General features: G+C 61.3%; 18 protein-coding genes and 1 pseudogene. 6 read left to right on the top strand and 13 right to left on the bottom strand.

The annotated features are described in order from the left end of the window. Positions 1-77: 77 nt before the first annotated feature. Positions 78-926, bottom strand: a complete 849-nt coding sequence (locus EJ079_RS12830; protein WP_127809152.1) for an enoyl-CoA hydratase/isomerase family protein — start codon at positions 924-926, stop codon at positions 78-80. A 781-nt stretch (positions 927-1,707) separates the two neighbouring features. Here EJ079_RS12830 and EJ079_RS12835 point away from each other — a divergent pair. Continuing rightward, on the top strand, positions 1,708-2,604 hold the full coding sequence (locus tag EJ079_RS12835) for a 5'-3' exonuclease H3TH domain-containing protein (RefSeq protein ID WP_127809153.1): 897 nt from the start codon (positions 1,708-1,710) through the stop codon (positions 2,602-2,604). A 91-nt stretch (positions 2,605-2,695) separates the two neighbouring features. Here the strand turns inward: EJ079_RS12835 and adh are convergent, their stop codons facing one another. The 10 genes and pseudogenes from adh to EJ079_RS12880 form a co-directional block, all read right to left on the bottom strand. Beyond that, positions 2,696-4,213 (bottom strand): aldehyde dehydrogenase, encoded by a 1,518-nt coding sequence (gene adh / locus EJ079_RS12840; RefSeq protein ID WP_127809154.1) that lies wholly within the window; start codon positions 4,211-4,213, stop codon positions 2,696-2,698. Positions 4,214-4,354: 141 nt separating this feature from the next. Next, positions 4,355-5,323, bottom strand: coding sequence for a helix-turn-helix domain-containing protein (locus EJ079_RS12845; RefSeq protein WP_127809155.1), 969 nt, complete (start codon positions 5,321-5,323; stop codon positions 4,355-4,357). A gap of 156 nt (positions 5,324-5,479) precedes the next feature. After that, positions 5,480-6,127 carry a helix-turn-helix domain-containing protein gene (locus EJ079_RS12850; RefSeq protein WP_127809156.1) on the bottom strand — a complete coding sequence of 216 codons (648 nt, stop codon included), beginning with the start codon at positions 6,125-6,127 and terminating at the stop codon, positions 5,480-5,482. A gap of 152 nt (positions 6,128-6,279) precedes the next feature. Then, the gene (locus EJ079_RS33290) at positions 6,280-6,435 is read right to left on the bottom strand and encodes a hypothetical protein (protein ID WP_164873688.1); all 156 of its coding nucleotides are present in this window, start codon (positions 6,433-6,435) and stop codon (positions 6,280-6,282) included. 83 nt (positions 6,436-6,518) lie between these two features. Continuing rightward, positions 6,519-7,779, bottom strand: a pseudogene (locus tag EJ079_RS12855) (MgtC/SapB family protein). A gap of 12 nt (positions 7,780-7,791) precedes the next feature. Next, positions 7,792-8,241, bottom strand: coding sequence for a thioredoxin TrxC (gene trxC / locus EJ079_RS12860; RefSeq protein WP_127809157.1), 450 nt, complete (start codon positions 8,239-8,241; stop codon positions 7,792-7,794). Between the two features lie 143 nt (positions 8,242-8,384). Then, positions 8,385-8,831, bottom strand: coding sequence for a pyridoxamine 5'-phosphate oxidase family protein (locus tag EJ079_RS12865; RefSeq protein ID WP_127397235.1), 447 nt, complete (start codon positions 8,829-8,831; stop codon positions 8,385-8,387). Positions 8,832-8,847: 16 nt separating this feature from the next. Then, entirely contained in the window at positions 8,848-9,078 is a 231-nt protein-coding gene (locus EJ079_RS33295) for a hypothetical protein (RefSeq protein WP_164873785.1), read from the bottom strand. Between the two features lie 146 nt (positions 9,079-9,224). Beyond that, positions 9,225-9,839 (bottom strand): response regulator FixJ, encoded by a 615-nt coding sequence (fixJ, locus tag EJ079_RS12875; RefSeq protein WP_127809158.1) that lies wholly within the window; start codon positions 9,837-9,839, stop codon positions 9,225-9,227. Beyond that, positions 9,826-11,340, bottom strand: a complete 1,515-nt coding sequence (locus EJ079_RS12880; protein WP_245481896.1) for a PAS domain-containing sensor histidine kinase — start codon at positions 11,338-11,340, stop codon at positions 9,826-9,828. Before EJ079_RS12880 ends, fixJ begins: the two co-directional genes overlap by 14 nt. Before the next feature lie 231 nt (positions 11,341-11,571). On the opposite strand from EJ079_RS12880, the gene EJ079_RS12885 reads away from it, so the two are divergent. Next, a complete protein-coding gene (locus tag EJ079_RS12885; RefSeq protein ID WP_127809160.1) occupies positions 11,572-12,384 on the top strand; it encodes a universal stress protein in 813 nt (270 codons plus the stop codon). Positions 12,385-12,543: 159 nt separating this feature from the next. Further along, a complete protein-coding gene (locus EJ079_RS12890; RefSeq protein ID WP_127809161.1) occupies positions 12,544-12,813 on the top strand; it encodes a DUF6455 family protein in 270 nt (89 codons plus the stop codon). Positions 12,814-12,870: 57 nt separating this feature from the next. Here EJ079_RS12890 and EJ079_RS12895 read toward each other — a convergent pair whose 3' ends face one another. Next, entirely contained in the window at positions 12,871-13,569 is a 699-nt protein-coding gene (locus EJ079_RS12895) for a CBS domain-containing protein (protein ID WP_127809162.1), read from the bottom strand. Between the two features lie 147 nt (positions 13,570-13,716). Here EJ079_RS12895 and EJ079_RS12900 point away from each other — a divergent pair, with 147 nt between their 5' ends. Beyond that, positions 13,717-13,932: a DUF1858 domain-containing protein gene (locus tag EJ079_RS12900; RefSeq protein WP_127398770.1), complete on the top strand. Its 216-nt coding sequence runs from the start codon at positions 13,717-13,719 to the stop codon at positions 13,930-13,932. A 3-nt stretch (positions 13,933-13,935) separates the two neighbouring features. Here EJ079_RS12900 and EJ079_RS12905 read toward each other — a convergent pair whose 3' ends face one another. Further along, entirely contained in the window at positions 13,936-14,637 is a 702-nt protein-coding gene (locus tag EJ079_RS12905) for a Crp/Fnr family transcriptional regulator (protein WP_127809163.1), read from the bottom strand. A gap of 146 nt (positions 14,638-14,783) precedes the next feature. Here EJ079_RS12905 and EJ079_RS12910 point away from each other — a divergent pair, with 146 nt between their 5' ends. Together EJ079_RS12910 and EJ079_RS12915 are read left to right on the top strand one after the other, a co-directional pair. After that, the gene (locus tag EJ079_RS12910) at positions 14,784-15,221 is read left to right on the top strand and encodes a pseudoazurin (protein WP_127809164.1); all 438 of its coding nucleotides are present in this window, start codon (positions 14,784-14,786) and stop codon (positions 15,219-15,221) included. A 104-nt stretch (positions 15,222-15,325) separates the two neighbouring features. Beyond that, on the top strand, positions 15,326-16,501 hold the full coding sequence (locus tag EJ079_RS12915) for an NnrS family protein (RefSeq protein WP_127809165.1): 1,176 nt from the start codon (positions 15,326-15,328) through the stop codon (positions 16,499-16,501). Positions 16,502-16,541: the final 40 nt, after the last annotated feature.

The following is a 16,541-nucleotide window of genomic DNA, read 5'->3' on the forward strand; positions in this document are numbered from 1 at the left end:
GCGCAGGGTGAGCAGCGGGTTACCACAGACTGGATTTGTGGCCACCCGGCGGTTTGATCTTCCTTCTTCTGGGAGGTTCATGGAGCTGCTTGGTTGGGTAGCTCGCCGAGGTGGAATCCGAGTCGGTTTTCGACATCTCCCGGCCTTTGGAAGCCCTTCTCGGTCAACGCCTTGATGCCGGTCTGAGCCGCGGGACGCCCCAGCGAGGCGATACACGCCTCCCATCCGGAGCCGAGCTCGACGTCGGGCGGCAAGCTGGTGTTTACCAGGCGCTTGGTTTGGGCAATGGCCCACTTGTCGAACCTGGAGATGCGAGTCGCGAGCGCACCCACGTAGGCGTCGAGCTCTGCGTCGGGGAGAGCGCGATTGATGTAGCCGTAAGCTTCGGCCTGGTCGGCGGTGATGTCGTGCGAGCTCAGCAACACCTCCATGGCGCGATTTCGGCCGATAAGGTTAGGCAGACGGGCCATCGGGCCACCGCCGGCGACCATGCCCACACCAACTTCCCACTGCGAGATGACCGTATTCGCCTTGCTGGCGAAAGCCATGTCGCAGGCGAGCAGCAGCTCGCTGCCGTTACCCGTCGCGCGGCCGCGGATGAGCGCAATTGATGCAACGGGTGCGCGGGTCAGCCGAACGAGGAAATCCGGCCATGGCGGCAAACCCGTAGGACCGGGCGGCATCGAGGTCAGATCCTCGAGGCGCGCCATGAAGTCGGAATGATTGAGGAAGAAACCGTCAACGGCGCTATCGAAAACGACCACTCTGAGATTTTCATCGGCCTCGATGCTATCTATCAGGTCCTGGAACTGACGGACCATCTCAGGCCCCATAACGTTGAGGGGAGAATTGTTGATGGCAACGCGCCAGTAGGTTGGGGACTGGCGGGTCAGGCGGATTTGCGTAGCTGTGGTCTTCGCGTCCATTTGGAGCCTCCTTTGGAGGGGTATGCGGAATGCCTCCAACGTGCCGCCAGGGCTCCGAGGACTCCAGTAGACGATGGTATCGGCGATACCATGGTATGCCCGCCGAACATGGTTCATGGATCCCCTGATTAAGTGGGGGTTCGGACGCTAGTGTGCTGTCGCAGTTGCCAGATAGCGAGAGGGCGGCTGCGACGGTCTGTTGCAGCCGTTTTGCCAGCGCGACACCGTCGCCCAATCGCAACCGGCGGCCGCTGGGCCAAGTCGGGCGAATATGTGACTCATCATCGCGATCGGCCCGTCAGGACTGGACTACGTTGATCCCTCGGACGACCGTGCGCTCACTATCAAAGAGGCCCCTGCGCCTCTACGCGGCGTTCGACAGGTGCCTGTCGGGCTTGAGGAGGGCAGGGCGCAGAACGGCCGCGCTCTGAGGCCGCAGCATTCTGGCAAGAAACTCATAGTCTGGAGCTCGTAGTGCAAATCCACCCCCGCAATCAATAAATCCCCAACTCAATGAGTTGGCGGCTTTATTGAATCTTGAAGCGTCCTGGTTTCCTACTGCGGCTTCCGCCGCAGCCGCTGAAAGTGGCTCGGAAGCCCCTTCCGAAGAGAAAGCGATCCAAATCCTGTCCATTGCCCCCGCTGTGAATGTTGGACGGCACTGAGGCCTATCTGCACGTCCGAGGGTTGGAGGCTGCCGGAAGCCGCGCTGTTTTTGGAGAAGGCCAACTGTGGGTTTAGCTTTGGCAGAACGGGCCGATGCTGTTACTTGAGGACCGCGATGATCGTTCATGTAGTAGACGGCACATACGAACTGTTTCGCCACTTCTATGGCCAACGCAGGTTCAACAACGGGCAAGACAAGCCGTTTGGCGCAGTCGTGGGCGTGCTCAACACAGTGCTGGAGATGATCGAGAATGGCGCCACACACATTGGGGTGGCTACCGACCATGTAATTGAATCGTTCAGAAATCAGCTCTGGCCCGGTTACAAGACCGGGGATGGCATCGAGCCGGCATTGCTGGCGCAGTTTCACCCCCTTGAGGAGGCGCTGGCGGCAATGGGAGTGGCGGTATGGCCGATGATCGAGCTGGAAGCCGACGACGCGCTGGCCTCCGCGGCACACAGCGCGGCAGCCGATGAGCGCGTGCAGAAGGTTTGCATCTGGACGCCGGACAAAGATCTTGCGCAGTGTGTGCGCGGTGACCATGTGGTCCAGGTAGACCGCAGGACCCAGAAAATTCGCGATGCGGCCGGCGTACGCGAGAAGTTCGGAGTTGAGCCGGCCCTGATTCCCGATTTCCTCGCGCTCGTTGGCGATACCGCCGATGGCTACCCTGGCCTCCAAGGCATCGGCCAGGTCTCGGCCGCCCGGCTGCTTGGCCGCTACGGCCCTCTTGAAAGCTTTCCGCCCGAAGCCCTCGGCAAGCGTAGAGAGCTCGCGCTTTTGTTCAAAAATCTCGCGACGCTGCGCATCGACGCTCAGCTGTTCGACAACGTCGAAGAGCTGCGCTGGCACGGCTCGACCGATGCGTTCGGGACCTACGTGTCCCAGCTAACTGATACCCGGCTCCTCAAATCAAATAGTTATAAGAGCCCGTGTACAATAACTGCACACGAAAGTTCTCCTTCTCTTCCATCTCCGTTTTTGCGATGGGGTGGCCGAGAGGCCTCCTAGACCTGCGACCGTCCGGCACAACGCTAAAGAAGACCTGCACAGCAGCGCGGTCCAGACGGACCTCGCTGCTGTGACGGCGCCGCCGGAGTGATCAGAAGAAGCCGAGTTTCTTCGGGCTGTAGCTGACCAGCATATTCTTGGTCTGCTGATAGTGGTCGAGCATCATCTTGTGGGTCTCGCGGCCAATGCCGGACTGCTTGTAACCGCCGAACGCGGCGTGCGCCGGATAGGCATGATAGCAGTTGGTCCAGACGCGGCCCGCCTGGATGGCGCGGCCGAAGCGGTAGCAGCGATTTGCGTCGCGGCTCCAGATGCCGGCGCCGAGGCCGTAGAGGGTGTCGTTGGCGATCGACAGCGCCTCTTCGTCATCCTTGAAGGTGGTGACCGAGACCACCGGTCCAAAGATTTCCTCCTGGAACACGCGCATCTTGTTGTGGCCCTTGAACACGGTCGGCTGGACGTAATAGCCGCCGGCAAGGTCGCCCGGAAGTTCGGCGCGGCCGCCGCCGGTCAGCACCTCGGCGCCTTCCTGACGGCCGATGTCGAAGTAGCTCAGGATCTTATCGAGCTGCTCCGAGGACGCCTGCGCGCCGAGCATGGTGGCCGGATCGAGCGGATCACCCTGCACAATCGCCTGCACGCGCTTCAGCGCCGTCTCCATGAAGCGGTCATAGATCGACTCGTGGATCAGTGCACGGCTCGGGCAGGTGCAGACCTCACCCTGGTTGAACGCGAACATGACGAAACCCTCGACCGCCTTGTCGAAGAAGTCGTCATCTTCCGCGAGCACATCCTGGAAGAAGATGTTGGGTGACTTGCCGCCGAGTTCGAGGGTTACCGGAATAAGGTTCTGGCCGGCATATTGCATGATCAGCCGGCCGGTACTCGTCTCACCAGTGAAGGCAATCTTGGCGATGCGCGGTGACGACGCCAGCGGCTTGCCGGCTTCAAGGCCGAAGCCGTTGACGATGTTCAAGACCCCTGGCGGCAGAAGATCGCCGATCAGATCGGCCCAGAGCAGGATCGAGGCCGGCGTCTGCTCGGCCGGCTTCAGCACGACGCAGTTGCCGGCGGCAATCGCGGGCGCCAGCTTCCAGCACGCCATCAGCAGCGGGAAGTTCCAGGGAATGATCTGGCCAACCACGCCAAGAGGCTCGTGAAAGTGATAGGCAACGGTGTCGTCGTCGATCTGGGAGAGGCTGCCCTCCTGGCTGCGCAGTGCGCCGGCGAAATAGCGGAAATGATCGACGGCGAGCGGCACGTCAGCGGCGGTCGTTTCGCGGATCGGCTTGCCATTGTCCCAAGTCTCGGCGAGGGCGAGGAGGTCCAGATTGTCCTCCATGCGGTCGGCGATGCGGTTGAGGATCAGCGCACGTTCGGCAACGCTGGTGCGGCCCCAGGCGTCCTTGGCGGCATGCGCGGCATCGAGCGCGGCTTCGACATCGGCCGCGTCGGAACGAGCGACCTCGCACAACAGCTGGCCGTTCACCGGCGAATGATTGTCAAAGTACCGGCCGGCGCGAGGCTCGGCCCATTTGCCGCCGATGAAGTTGCCATAGCGCTTGGCAAAGGGGACCTTGACCGCGCGCGAAAATTCTACCTTGTTCATGTCTTCCTCCCGAAGGCGACGCCGCTGGATGCGGACGTTCCGGTTGAAAGCGTTGCGGGATGGATGCCGCAATGTCAGCCCCGTCCGGGCGCCGGACCAGGCCGACCTGTCGCAAAACTGCGACAGGTCGGGGCGCGAACATCAATGTGGGCGGCGGATGCCGAACCGGGCGAGTTTGCGATGCAGTGTGGCGCGAGAGATGCCGAGGTTTTGCGCGGCTGCGGAAACGTTGCCTTCTGACCGGGCAAGCGCGCGCTGGATCGCGGAACGCTCGGCTTCCGTCAAGTCTTCCGATGCCGCCGGCGCGTCGCCCAGGAGGTCGGCGGCGGGCAATGGCTTGGCCAGGCAATCCTGCGTGATGCCAAGCGCCAGCCGCGCTGCGCGGGTCGCCCCGACCACAAGGTCGTCGGCATCGACCGCCACCAACGCGCCCGTGCTCCTGTCGGCGACCGGTGCCAGCAGGATGCGCGCTTTCGGAAACGCCATACGGAAATTGTTGGCTTCGATACGTCGGGCGGCCTCATTGACAGCCATGGCGATGAGATTGACGAAGCCCTCTGTCAGGTCGGCCCGGCAGGACGACACGTCGAGCGCGGCGCAAAGGTTGCCTAAATGATCGTAGACTGGTGCCGTGGTGCAACTGAGCAGCGTGTTGCGGGTGAAGAAATGCTGATCACGGTGGATGGTGAGTGCGCGCTGCTCAACCAGGCACGTTCCGATGCCGTTGGTGCCCTCGCTGTGTTCACTCCACACCGAGCCGGTCCACAGGCCCCAGGAATGAAAGGTCTCGTCGTCGACCGGTGCGCCACGGCGATCGACCGGGACACCATCGCGATCAGCCAGCAACACGCAGCAGCCGACACCGCCGACGGCAAGATAGAGCCTGTCGAGACTGGACTGGGCGGCAGCGAGCAGAGGCTCGACCTTCTGCCGGGCGACGCTCAATTCGATGTCCGTCAACCGCCGGGGTGACTTCTGGCCTGCAGGATCAAGCCTGTGCAACGAGGCCGAGCGCCGCCACGAAGCGACCAGCGCCGATTTTGCAGCGGTATCCGATGCGATCGATGCTTGAACACGGCTCGCATGCAATGTGGCCATGTGCCGGTCCATCCTTCCTCCCGAAGCCTGAACGCCGATAGACTTGCCCGCTGTTTCCTCAGTCTTCCAGCGGCAAAAAATATTGTCCTCCGCGCTGCTATCTTGCTCTTGGTGCCCCGCTGTCAATTGGTCTGAAGTGCTAGAACCATCCAGGAGTCGGAGCGCAGCTCATTCGCTCATCGCATGAAGCGCATCATGCCTGACGATTTCGATGCTGCGCAGGCTGAGCAGGCGGATGACGCCCTTGTCCTTCAGCCGGGTGAAGATCCGCGATACCGTCTCGATGGTGAGGCCGAGATAATCGCCGATGTCCATGCGCGACATTGGTAGTTCCACCTGCCGCAATCCGCCCTGGCGCTCCGCTATGTCGACGAGGAACGCGGCGACGCGTTCTATGGCGCTCTGGCGACCGAGCACCAGAAGGTGTTCCTGCGCTCTGGTCAACCCCTTGAGCGCCAGGGGCAGCAACTGATGGGACATATCCGCTCCAGCCGTCAGGCGGAAGACGCGGACCCCGGTGGAATTGATCGCCTCAGCAAAGAAATGGTGCGTCGTGTCGGCCTCGAAGCCGAACGTCTCTCCGGCGAGGTGAAAGGCACTGATCTGCCGGCGCCCGTCAGCAAGCAGGCGGTAGACGCGGACGGCGCCGAACTCCACCTGGTAGAAGGCTCCGGCCTTCTCGCCCTGGGCGTAGATTTCCGCGCCTGCGGGATAGAAGCTGAGTGGTTGCAGCAGTGCGGGCTCGAAAGCCTCCGGCAGGTTGGGCTGGGCAGTCCGTGACGGCAGCGAAATTCTGGAGGCGGTGTAGGCGTGCATGGCTGTTTTCCCGGTTGATCCGTGACACAGCAATCGCGCGAATCCGCGGGTCGCGAAATTCGGTTATGTCCCTACGGGAAACTACCTAGATGCCCGCCCCAGGTGGCACTGGAGCGTTGATCGCGAAGGTGCGCGCCCGGTTACGCCCTCTGCTATTTCCACTTGTCTGCGTCGATTCGGCCGTCGCCGGTCAATGGAGCGGGCGCGTCATAGCCCTCTTTGCGGTTACCTTCCGGGTGGTCTTTCTCGCGAGCAAGCAACAGCCGGACATTGCGGAATTTCGGGGTAATATCCTTCAGATCTGCCATGGCGAACTCCTTTGATGGAGTGTCATAAAGCGCCGGCAGGACTTGGCCTTGGATTGGCATCGAAGAAGGCACGAGGGTCTGTCTCAGAGGCTCGGGCTCGGCAGCAGCAGCATCGCGCAAGCACCGGCGGTCGCGGCGATCAGGGTTGCGCCGGCCAGCGGCAACCAGAACCTGACCGGGCCGGCAAATACTGCCAGCGACAGGCGGCCGACCGCGTTTGCTGCCAGCGCCGCGAGCACCGCCTGGCCCACTGTCTCGACAGGGACCGAATGCTTGACCAGGCGCAAAGCACTGAGCACCGAAACATCGACATCGAATGTGCCTGCGAGCGCCGAGCTCGCGAGCAAGCCGCGTTCGCCGAATTGAGCAGCCAACGCGGCGCTCGAGGTCGCGACAATCGCAAAGAGCACAGCGAAGAGCAGCAACGGGCCTAGTTCGAATGGATTGCGCGCGATCGCCCCGCCCTCGCGGTCTCCGCTATCCCGGGCCATGAGCAATGCTCCGAAAACAGCAAAGGAGAGTGCTGCGGCGATCGCCGGAATGCCGACCGAAACGAACACGCTCGGCTCGATGATCAGAACCACGGCGCAGACGCGTAGCAACGAAACCATCGCCGCCAGCGAAGCTGCGCCTGCAAGCGGCGATGGATTGCTTGCCGGCGCGGCGTTGCGGGCCAGCGCCACGGTTACGGCGGTTGAAGAGACGATGGCGCCGGTGAGCGAGCTGACGAGCAACCCACGCGTGGTCCCAAGTACGCGAATGGCGACATAGCCAGCGAACGATATCGACGCCATCAGCACCGTGAGGAACCAGACCTCCCACGGGTTGAAGCCACCCCACGGGTCGAGCGTCCGGTTTGGCAGCAGGGGTAAAACGATTGCGGTCATCACCGCCAGGATCAGCGCCGAACGAAGCTCGATCCAGGTCAGGCTCTTCAAGAGGCCGTGCAGGATTTCGCGACTGGCAAGGACCGCCGCCAATGCTGCTCCTCCGGCAGAAGCGGCCCGGAAGTCACCAGCGACCGCAAGCGCGCCGAGTGCGAACACGCCAAGGGCCGCTATGACTCCCGTAACGCTGAAAATCCTTGTCATGGGCAGCCTCACGCGCCTTGTACCAGGCAAAGATTGCGGCGAAGGCGACGAGGCCACCTACCAGCACGGAAACCGCGCCGAGCGCCTCGGCCAGTGCCGCGAGAATGCCACCGAGCAGGCCGGATATGCCGAAAGTTCGAATTCCGGCCGTCCGGCTGCGATCCGGCGCATCGCGCTCCCGCCAGCCGCGCTCCAATCCGACGAGCAGGCCTATTGCCAGTGCAAGTCCGAGCCGTGCGATCAGCGAATCCATGGTTTGCTACTTTCAGGCGGTGGCAATCGGCAGGTGGTCGCGAACCCATCTGACGATCTGCCCCGCTGTCATGGCGCCGGATGTGCGCGCGACCTCACGTCCGCCATGGAAGAGGATCATGGTCGGGATGCTGCGGATGCCGAGCCTGGCTGAAACGGCCTGCTCATTGTCGGAATTGAGCTTAATCAGGCGAACATCCGGCTCCAGTTCGTTCGTTGCCGCCTCATATGCCGGCGCCATCATCTTGCACGGGCCGCACCATGGTGCCCAGATATCGACGACAACGGGGATGCTGCTACGCGTGATCTGGTGATCGAAAACCCGACCGTTGACGTCTTCAGGGTGACCTGAGAACAGCCGTTTCCCGCACTTTCCGCATTTCGCGCCCCCGGCATTGCGCCCCGGCGGCAGTCGGTTAACCCCGCCGCACGTGCTGCAAACCACCAGGTTTTCCTGCGCCATGGCCCTTGATAACATCTTATCTGCGCGGGGATCTTCCTCGCCAAGTGCCTCGCACCTCCAATCTTGGCGCGACAGGCAACACGGTTAGGACAGCTCAGCCTGCTGGAGGTCCGTGCTTTGCGAAACCGAGCGAGTGGAAGAGTTCACTCGCTTGCCTTCCGACCTGACACCTGCGTGATCAGGATCCGGAAGAACACGTGCGGCGTGCTTTCCGCAACCGGAGGCACCACCGGCTTGAGGGCACCGGGCTCCCACCAATCAGAATGCTTGCTCAACACCGACCATGCATGGTCGCGCTCGAGCTTGTGGCCGATCCGGTCCGGCAGTTCCTCAAACCGCCCGTCGACAACAACACTTCTCCATCCCCGTCCTTCACCGTGTTCGTCGACCTGGACGGACACCAGCGGATTGGCACGCATCCAGTCGATCTTCTTGCCGGGCATGGAAAACGCGTAGAGATGATTGTCGGCGTGCGCATAGTGCACCGGCACCACGTAGGGCTGCCCATCCTTCGCGCATGCCAGATGACCGACACGATTGGCGGTCAGCAATTTCGTGCATTCCAGAGCGGATAATGTGCGGATCAGCATGTGTGATCTCCTGAGTCTATTGATCGTCCCACAGACTGTTGGCCCAGCCGCCGGGGATGTCATTGATCGCGATCAAGGCAGGCTTGCCGCTCGCCCGCTGCGGCATAAGCGGCAATTTCGGAAAATGATTTAAATCAAGGCGCTGCTTGCCGCTTCCCCCAATCATGGGGAGATGTGGAAGCCGATCCTCAGCGCTCCGTTTGGTCGCGAACTCGAACTCGCCGTCTTCGACGAGGACGGCGAACATGCGCTCGTATTTCCCTGTATAAAAGGCCGGCAGGGTTGGAAGCACGCAGGGACTGGCGTGCGCGTCGATATCCGCCCGACCCATTGGCGGCACTGGCTGTCGAAGACAGTGCCGACAGACGACGGCAAGTCTCTCGGGGACGCTTGCTAGGGTTTGGATTCCACGATCAACGCCATGCGCACGAGATGCGACAGGCTGCCCGCGGCCATCTTGCTCATGACATTGGCACGATGAATCTCGACGGTGCGCGGACTGATACCCAGGTCATAGGCGATCGTCTTATTCGGCAGACCCGACACGAGCCCATCCAGAACCTGGCGCTCCCGCTCCGAAAGTGAGGCCAGGCGCCCGTGGATTTCAACGGATTGCGGATGCGTTGTATTCGCCTGGTTGCGGTTGGCCAACGCGGAGCGGATCGCGTCGATCAAGACCTGGTCGTCGAACGGTTTTTCAATGAAATCGGAAGCGCCTTCCTTCATTGCCTGAACGGCCAGAGCCACATCCGCGTGGCCCGTCATGACGATCACCGGGAGCTTATGGGAGCGCATTCTGAGTTGGCGCAGGAACTCGATGCCGTCTATTCCCGGCATGCGCACGTCGGTGACGATGCAGCCGTCGAGGTCGACCTTTGCCGTCGAGAGAAAAGCTGTGGCCGATTCGTGCAGGCGTACTGCAAAATCTGCGGTCGCCAGAAGAAAACCGAGCGACTTGCGCACGTCCATGTCGTCGTCAACCACGTGCACCAGATCACTGCCGGCCATTTGTGACCTCTTCCTTCTCCACAATGCGCAAGGTGAATCGGAAGGCGGTCCCGCCGCTCGGCATCGCCTCGGCCCATATGTGACCACCGTGCGATTCCACGATGGTGCGGCAAATAGAGAGACCGACACCCATGCCTTGCTTCTTGGTGGTTACAAACGGCTGGAAGAGTTGAGCCGAGACTTCCGGCGCGAGACCCGGGCCGGTATCGATCACGCTTACCTCGGCCATCCCATCATCCCGGGCAATTGTTGTGACTTTCAATTCGCGGCGCGGCGAGTCCTGCATAGCCTCCACCGCATTGCGCATCAGGTTGAGCAAAACCTGCTGAATCTGGATGCGGTCGGTCAAGACCAGTTCGGCGACTGGGTCAAGCTTGTAGCTGACGAGGAGATTTATCTCTCTTGCACCAACCAAGGCTAGGGATGCGGCTTCTTCGATCAGCATTGGCAGTCGTTCGACTTGGCGCTCGCTTTCGCCCCTGGCTACAAAATCCCTCAGGTGACGGATCACGTCGCCTGCCCGCAAGGCCTGCTCAGCTGCCTTTTCCACGGCATCCCGAAGCATGGGCGCATTCTCGTCGCGGCTCTTCTCAAGCAGCCGACGACTGCCTTTGAGGTAATTCGTGATGGCGGTGAGCGGCTGGTTGATCTCATGAGCAAGCGTCGAGGCCATCTCGCCGAGTGCGGTGAACCGCGCCATGTGCAGCAGCTCCTGCTGCTGCTCCTGGATTCTTGCTTCTGCGCGGTGGCGTTCCGTCAAGTCGCGGCAGAAGCCGGTAAAAAAACGTCCGGTCCCCGGATGCATCTCGCCAACGGAAAGCTCCATCGGGAAAGTCGTGCCATCCTTGCGTGCCCCGGTCACGGTGCGGCCGAGCCCGATGATCCGGCGCTCTCCCGTTGTTAGGTAGCGAAGGAGATAGGCGTCATGCTCGTCGCGGTAGGGCGAGGGCATCAGCATTTTCACGTTTTGACCGATGACTTCGCCTGACTGGTAGCCGAACAGCGTTTCGGCAGCGGTGCTGAAGGATTGGATCCGGCCTTGTTCGTCGATGACGACCATTGCATCCGGCACAGTCGCCAGGATCGATCGCAAATGATCTTCGCGCAATTGAAGAGCGGCGTTTGCGAAGGAAAGCTCGCTGACGTCGGTGCCTTCGACAAAGATAGCTGTGATGCGGCCGTCATCGGCCTTGATGGGCTGATAGACGAAATCGAGAATGCGCTCTTCGGCAGGTTCGTCGCCCTTGCGAAGCGCGACTTTCACGGCCCGTCCCCTGTACGGTTCACCCGTTTCATAGACCTGGTCCAGTAGTTCGTAGAAGCCTTGGCCTTCGAGTTCGGGAAGGGCGTCGCGCACCGACTTTCCAATCACTTGCCTGTCGCCGATAAGCCGTTGGTAGGCAGTATTGGTCAGTTCGAAGACATGATTTGGCTCACTCATGAGAGCCATGAAGCTCGGAGCCTGTCCGAACATTTGCGACAAGACTGTCTTAAGCGTCATCCCGCCGGCCGACAAAATAGGCGCTTCGTCTTGGCTCACCTGAGATCCCTGGATTCGATACGCCTACAAGAGAGGCTAACTATCACTTCTCTCCGTACACGCAAAACGGATCGAGGCCGACGTTTTCGCCTCCGGATGCAATTGGCGGGTTCCTTGACGTGCATCAAGGCCTCGTGAGCTGTCGAATGCAATTCATCACGCATTCGACGGTTCCAGCGAAAGGCGCCTGCAATGTCCTACAAGTCGATTATCGTGAACCTCGCGGTAGATGCTTCCCCCATGCCCATAGTGAAGGTGGGGATCGAGCTCGCGGAACGGTTTGGCGCCCGTCTCATCGGTCTGGCGGCTGCAGATGTCCCACCATTGGTCGCGACTGGCGACGGTATGGTCTACGAAGGCGAGATCATGCAGATCCAGCGCACGGAAATCGAAAAGCGGCTTGCCGAACTGCGAGCCGAATTCGAGAGGCTGGTTCCTGCTTCGATCTTTAGCGAATGGGGGCAAGCTGTTTGCAGTCCAACCCGCTTCCTGAGCATTTCGGCTCGATCCGCCGATCTTATTGTCACCGGCAGCGAGAAAGGGGAAAATGTCTTTCGTGCAATGGACGTCGGCAGCCTGGTACTTGGTATTGGCCGGCCGGTCCTGGTCGCTGCGAGCAATGTCGAACATGTCATGGCGAAAACCGTGCTGGTTGCCTGGAAAGACACGAGGGAAGCACGGCGGGCGATAGCAGATGCGTTGCCCCTTCTGGCCAAGGCCAACGAAGTCGTCGTTGCCACAATCGATACGGACCGCGACGAGAGCATCCGCGACAGTCTCGCCGATATCGCGGTTTTTCTGGAACATCACGGCATCATGGCACGAACCGAACTGATTGCCGGCGAGGCTGACGGCGATCAGTTGCTGATATTTGCGCGGTCGATCCATGCGGACCTGATCGTCTCGGGTGCCTATGGGCACAGCCGTCTGCGGGAATGGGCGTTCGGCGGGGTCACGCGCTCGCTGATTGAGGAAAGCGGCATCAACCGCTTCATGTCGTATTGATGGGTCGACGTCTCAGCAGTCGAGTACGCGGCGGTGGGTCCAGGAACTTCACTCTACCCCTTTCGCCGCCTTGGCCTGGCGACGGCTCCGTCTGTTGATCGAGATCAAGTCGTCGGCTGCCTGCATGGCTATGAGTCTCAGAAGGCAGGAGTGACCAAGATGAGCTTTCTCGATTACCTGATTTCAGTCGACGCCAGGGTCGCGTTGATGGGTCGCATGATGCGCAAGCTTGGTGTCGACAGGCAGTTGAAAGTGGTGGCGGACCATGCAGCAGTCACCGATCGTGCGGCGAACCGCTGCCGATCCTGCGGCCATCAGGACGAGTGCTCGACTTGGCTCGATCAACACGAGCAAGCCGATGCTCCGCCAGATTATTGTCGCAACCGCGACCTGATCGCACGACTGCAGCATGCGGCCGGCCAGCGTTAGTCGTCGAGCGGCTACGCACGCAGTTCGCCTTGGGAAAATGGTGGTGGTAGCCCTTGGCTACGAGACCAGGATAACGGACAACGGCTCGGCGCAAAATAGATTGTCCTCAACGCCTTTGACGCCGGCGACGTTTTCGGCCGCGACGATGGCTGCCCGGCGCTCGCGTTCGTCGAAGATGGCGCCGCTCAGTTTTACGATCCCTTTGTCGACACTGACATTGATCAGATCATTTCCAGCCCACTTCTGCGCTGCAAGCTGCGCGACGATGCTCTGGCGTATCCCTTCGTCGTCAATGGCCGTCGGGGTCGAGGCTGGCTGCGTGTGAAGCAGCGCACGAAGAAGATCGGAGCGGGCAATCATTCCAACAATTTTGTCGCCGTCGACGATCGGGACGCGTTTGATGCAGTGATGCGACATCAACTCGACGACCTCGGCAAGCGATGCATTGGGGGATGCCGTGACAACGCTGTCGGTCATCACGTCCTCGACCCGCCGTCCGTTGGCCAGGACATATTCTTCGGCAACTCTTCCCGGGCTGACAAGAACCTCCAGCCAGCGTGGGCGCTTGCGCTGAGTGCCCAGCTCTCCGCGCCGCAGGAAATCACCCTCGCTGATAATGCCCACCAGCGCGCCGTCGCTGCGAATGACGGGAAGCCCGCTGATCTTGCTGGAGAGCATCAATCCGGCCGCTTCGACGATCGAGGCAGACGGATCTATTGCAACGACCGGTGTGGTCATTATGGCTTTGGCTTGCATGCCAACCTCCTCAAATACTTTATCCCGTTGCTTATCGAGATCGCGCACGCCGCGTCTTGATCTGAATCATTTCAGATTGCGAAAGCGCAACGAGAGCGGTCCGAACGCGATTTATGAAGAGGCTTCGCAAAACGCGGAGACCTGATCATGGAACAGCGCAGTTCGATCGACCCAGACATGGTCGTTGACGAAATCATGAGGAAATGGCCGGCAACGGTGGCTGTGGTGCTGAGATACAAGATGCTGTGCGTCGGCTGTCCGATCGGCACATTCCATACCGTGGCTGAAGCCTGCCGGGAACATCGGATCGATGAGGGCGACTTTCTGGGCGAACTCGAAGCGGCCGTTCGAGGAGAACGGTGAGGATCAGCGCTTGTCCCGGTTCTCCGCGAGAACCACAAGGCGATGCGCATCCTTGACCGTGACTTTCTGGCGTCCGCTGACAATTATTCCATCGTCTTCCCACCGGCTCAGCAGCCGGCTGACCGTGTGCAGCGTCGTCCCGGTCATCTCGGCGATGTCCTGTCTCGAGATCGGAAAGTCGATTTCGACGCCGCTATCGGTCTTTCGGCCGGTCTGGTTTGCCAATCGCAGCAGCGCATGCGCAACCCGCTGCTCCACCTGTTCCGTCGACATCTCCACCACGCGCGTCTGGGTCTCCTGCAGCCTGCTTCCAACCGTCCTGTAGGTGGTTGCTCCAAACACCGGGAACCGACGCGCCAACTCCGGCCAAAGAGCGTTGGGCCAGGCCAGCACCACGCAATCCACCGCCGCGACAGCACTGGCGGGGTAGGCCGTCCGGCCAAGTGCCGCGGCGACGCCAAAGATCTCGCCTTCGCTGATGTATCTGGCGATGACCTGCTGTCCATCCGGCGTGGTGCGGACCACCCGGATGTGACCGGCGATCAACACGAAGAAGGAATGGGCCTCGGCCTCCTGCTCGAAGATCGTTGCGTCCTTGGCATAGCGTGACGATCGAGCGCTTGTGAGAATCTCGCTTTGCTCTTCAGGCGCCAGCCCTTGGAAGAGCGGCAGCCGCGATATCAGCGATCGGTCCAGCGCAACCAAGCGAATTTCCTCACAGCCCTTCCGCACCAATCTGCGGGACACCTTTCTTACCCTGAGTTTGCGCCAGCGCAAATTGTCGCCGGCCGCATCAGGCTAAATGGCATGGAACGGCGCAATGCCGCGAAGCCGAAACAAAGGACAAATCGATGAAACTCTCCATCCTCGCCGCCGCAATCTCCATCCTCGCGCTCGCCGGCGGTGCAAGCGCGGAAGAGCATGTGGTGCAGATGCTAAACAAGGGTGAAAAAGGCGCCATGGTTTTCCAGCCGGCCTTCGTCAAGGCAGCCCCTGGCGACACCGTCAAGTTCGTGCCGACCGACAAGAGCCATGACGCGGAGTCGGTCAAGGGCATGCTTCCGGACGGCGCTGAAGCTTTCAAGGGAAAACCCAACGAGGAGATCACTGTCACACTGACCCAGGAAGGTGTGTACGGCGTCAAATGCGCGCCTCACTACGGCATGGGCATGGTCGCCCTGATCGTTGTCGGAAAGCCGGTCAACCTCGACGCAGCCAAGACGGTCAAACATGCAGGGAAGGCAAAGACGGTGTTCGAGGACCTGTTCAGCCAGGTCCCGGCCAACTGACCGGCAATCGATACAGCCATGCCTGCCGCATGAAGGGCAGGCGAGGGCCGGACGGACCGAGGGCGGCGGTTCATCCGGCCCTGTTCATTTTGGAGACGCAAATCATGGGGATTCCACGCCTGCGGGCTTATACCGGGCCCGCATTTCTTTCCTACGGATTCAGGCCCTTCTTCTTCCTCGGGTCGCTGTATGCCGCGCTCTCCATTCTGCTTTGGCTGCCGATGTATGCCGGCGGGCTCGATGCCCACAGTGCGTTCGTTGCCGTCGACTGGCACATTCACGAGATGCTGTTCGGCTATCTGCCGGCGATCGTTACCGGGTTCCTGCTGACCGCCATCCCGAACTGGACCGGCCGGCTGCCCGTGCAAGGCTTGCCGCTGCTGGCGCTGGTGGTCCTGTGGCTTGCCGGGCGCGCGGCTGTTTTCTTCTCGGCGGATATTGGCTGGGAGGCGGCGGCCATGATCGACGGCTTCTTTCTGCTTGCTGTCGCTGCCGCGGCGGCCCGCGAGATCGTCGCGGGACGCAACTGGCGCAATCTCAAGGTGCTGTTGCCGCTTGCCATTCTGGCGTGCGCCAACGGCGCGTTCCATATCGAGGCGCACCTTCAAGGCACATCCGACATCAGCCGCAGGCTCGGTATGGCTGCGGCGATCGTGCTCATCTCGCTGATCGGTGGGCGCATCATTCCGAGTTTCACGCGCAACTGGCTCGTCCGCGAAAATCCTGGCAGGCTGCCTGCGCCGTCCGACCGTTTTGACACCGCATCGATAGCCATCTCAGCCATCGCGCTGGGAGCATGGACGTTCGTCCCCGACAACAGCATCTCAGGCATGCTTATGGCCGTCGCCGCTATCTGCCAGGCGTGGCGTCTGTCGCGCTGGGCTGGCGAGCGCACACTGCGGGATCCGCTGGTACTCATCCTCCATCTTGCATATGCCTTTGTGCCTCTAGGTCTTGCCTTTGTTTCGGCGTCGATCTTCTTTCCTGCCGCCGTGCCAGTCGCTGCAGGGCTCCATACGCTCGGAACGGGTGCGGTCGGTGCCATGACGCTTGCCGTGATGACCCGCGCAACGCTCGGGCACACCGGGCGAGAACTCAAGGCTGGCAGAGGCACCTCTTTTATCTTCGTGGCCGTCCTGCTCGCGGGAGCATTGAGAATCCTGGCCGCCTTCGTGTCCTCAGGCGCGGTGATCGATATGGCCGGCGCCGCATGGATGGCGGCATTCGCCGGCTTCCTCCTGATCCACGGAGCCGCGTTGACGACACCCAAGGCACGGTGAGGCGAGGGAAGGGCGGTGGGCTCGCGACGGTCGAGAAGAC

Origin of the sequence: Mesorhizobium sp. M7A.F.Ce.TU.012.03.2.1 (genome assembly GCF_004006095.1) — a bacterium.
GTDB lineage: Bacteria > Pseudomonadota > Alphaproteobacteria > Rhizobiales > Rhizobiaceae > Mesorhizobium.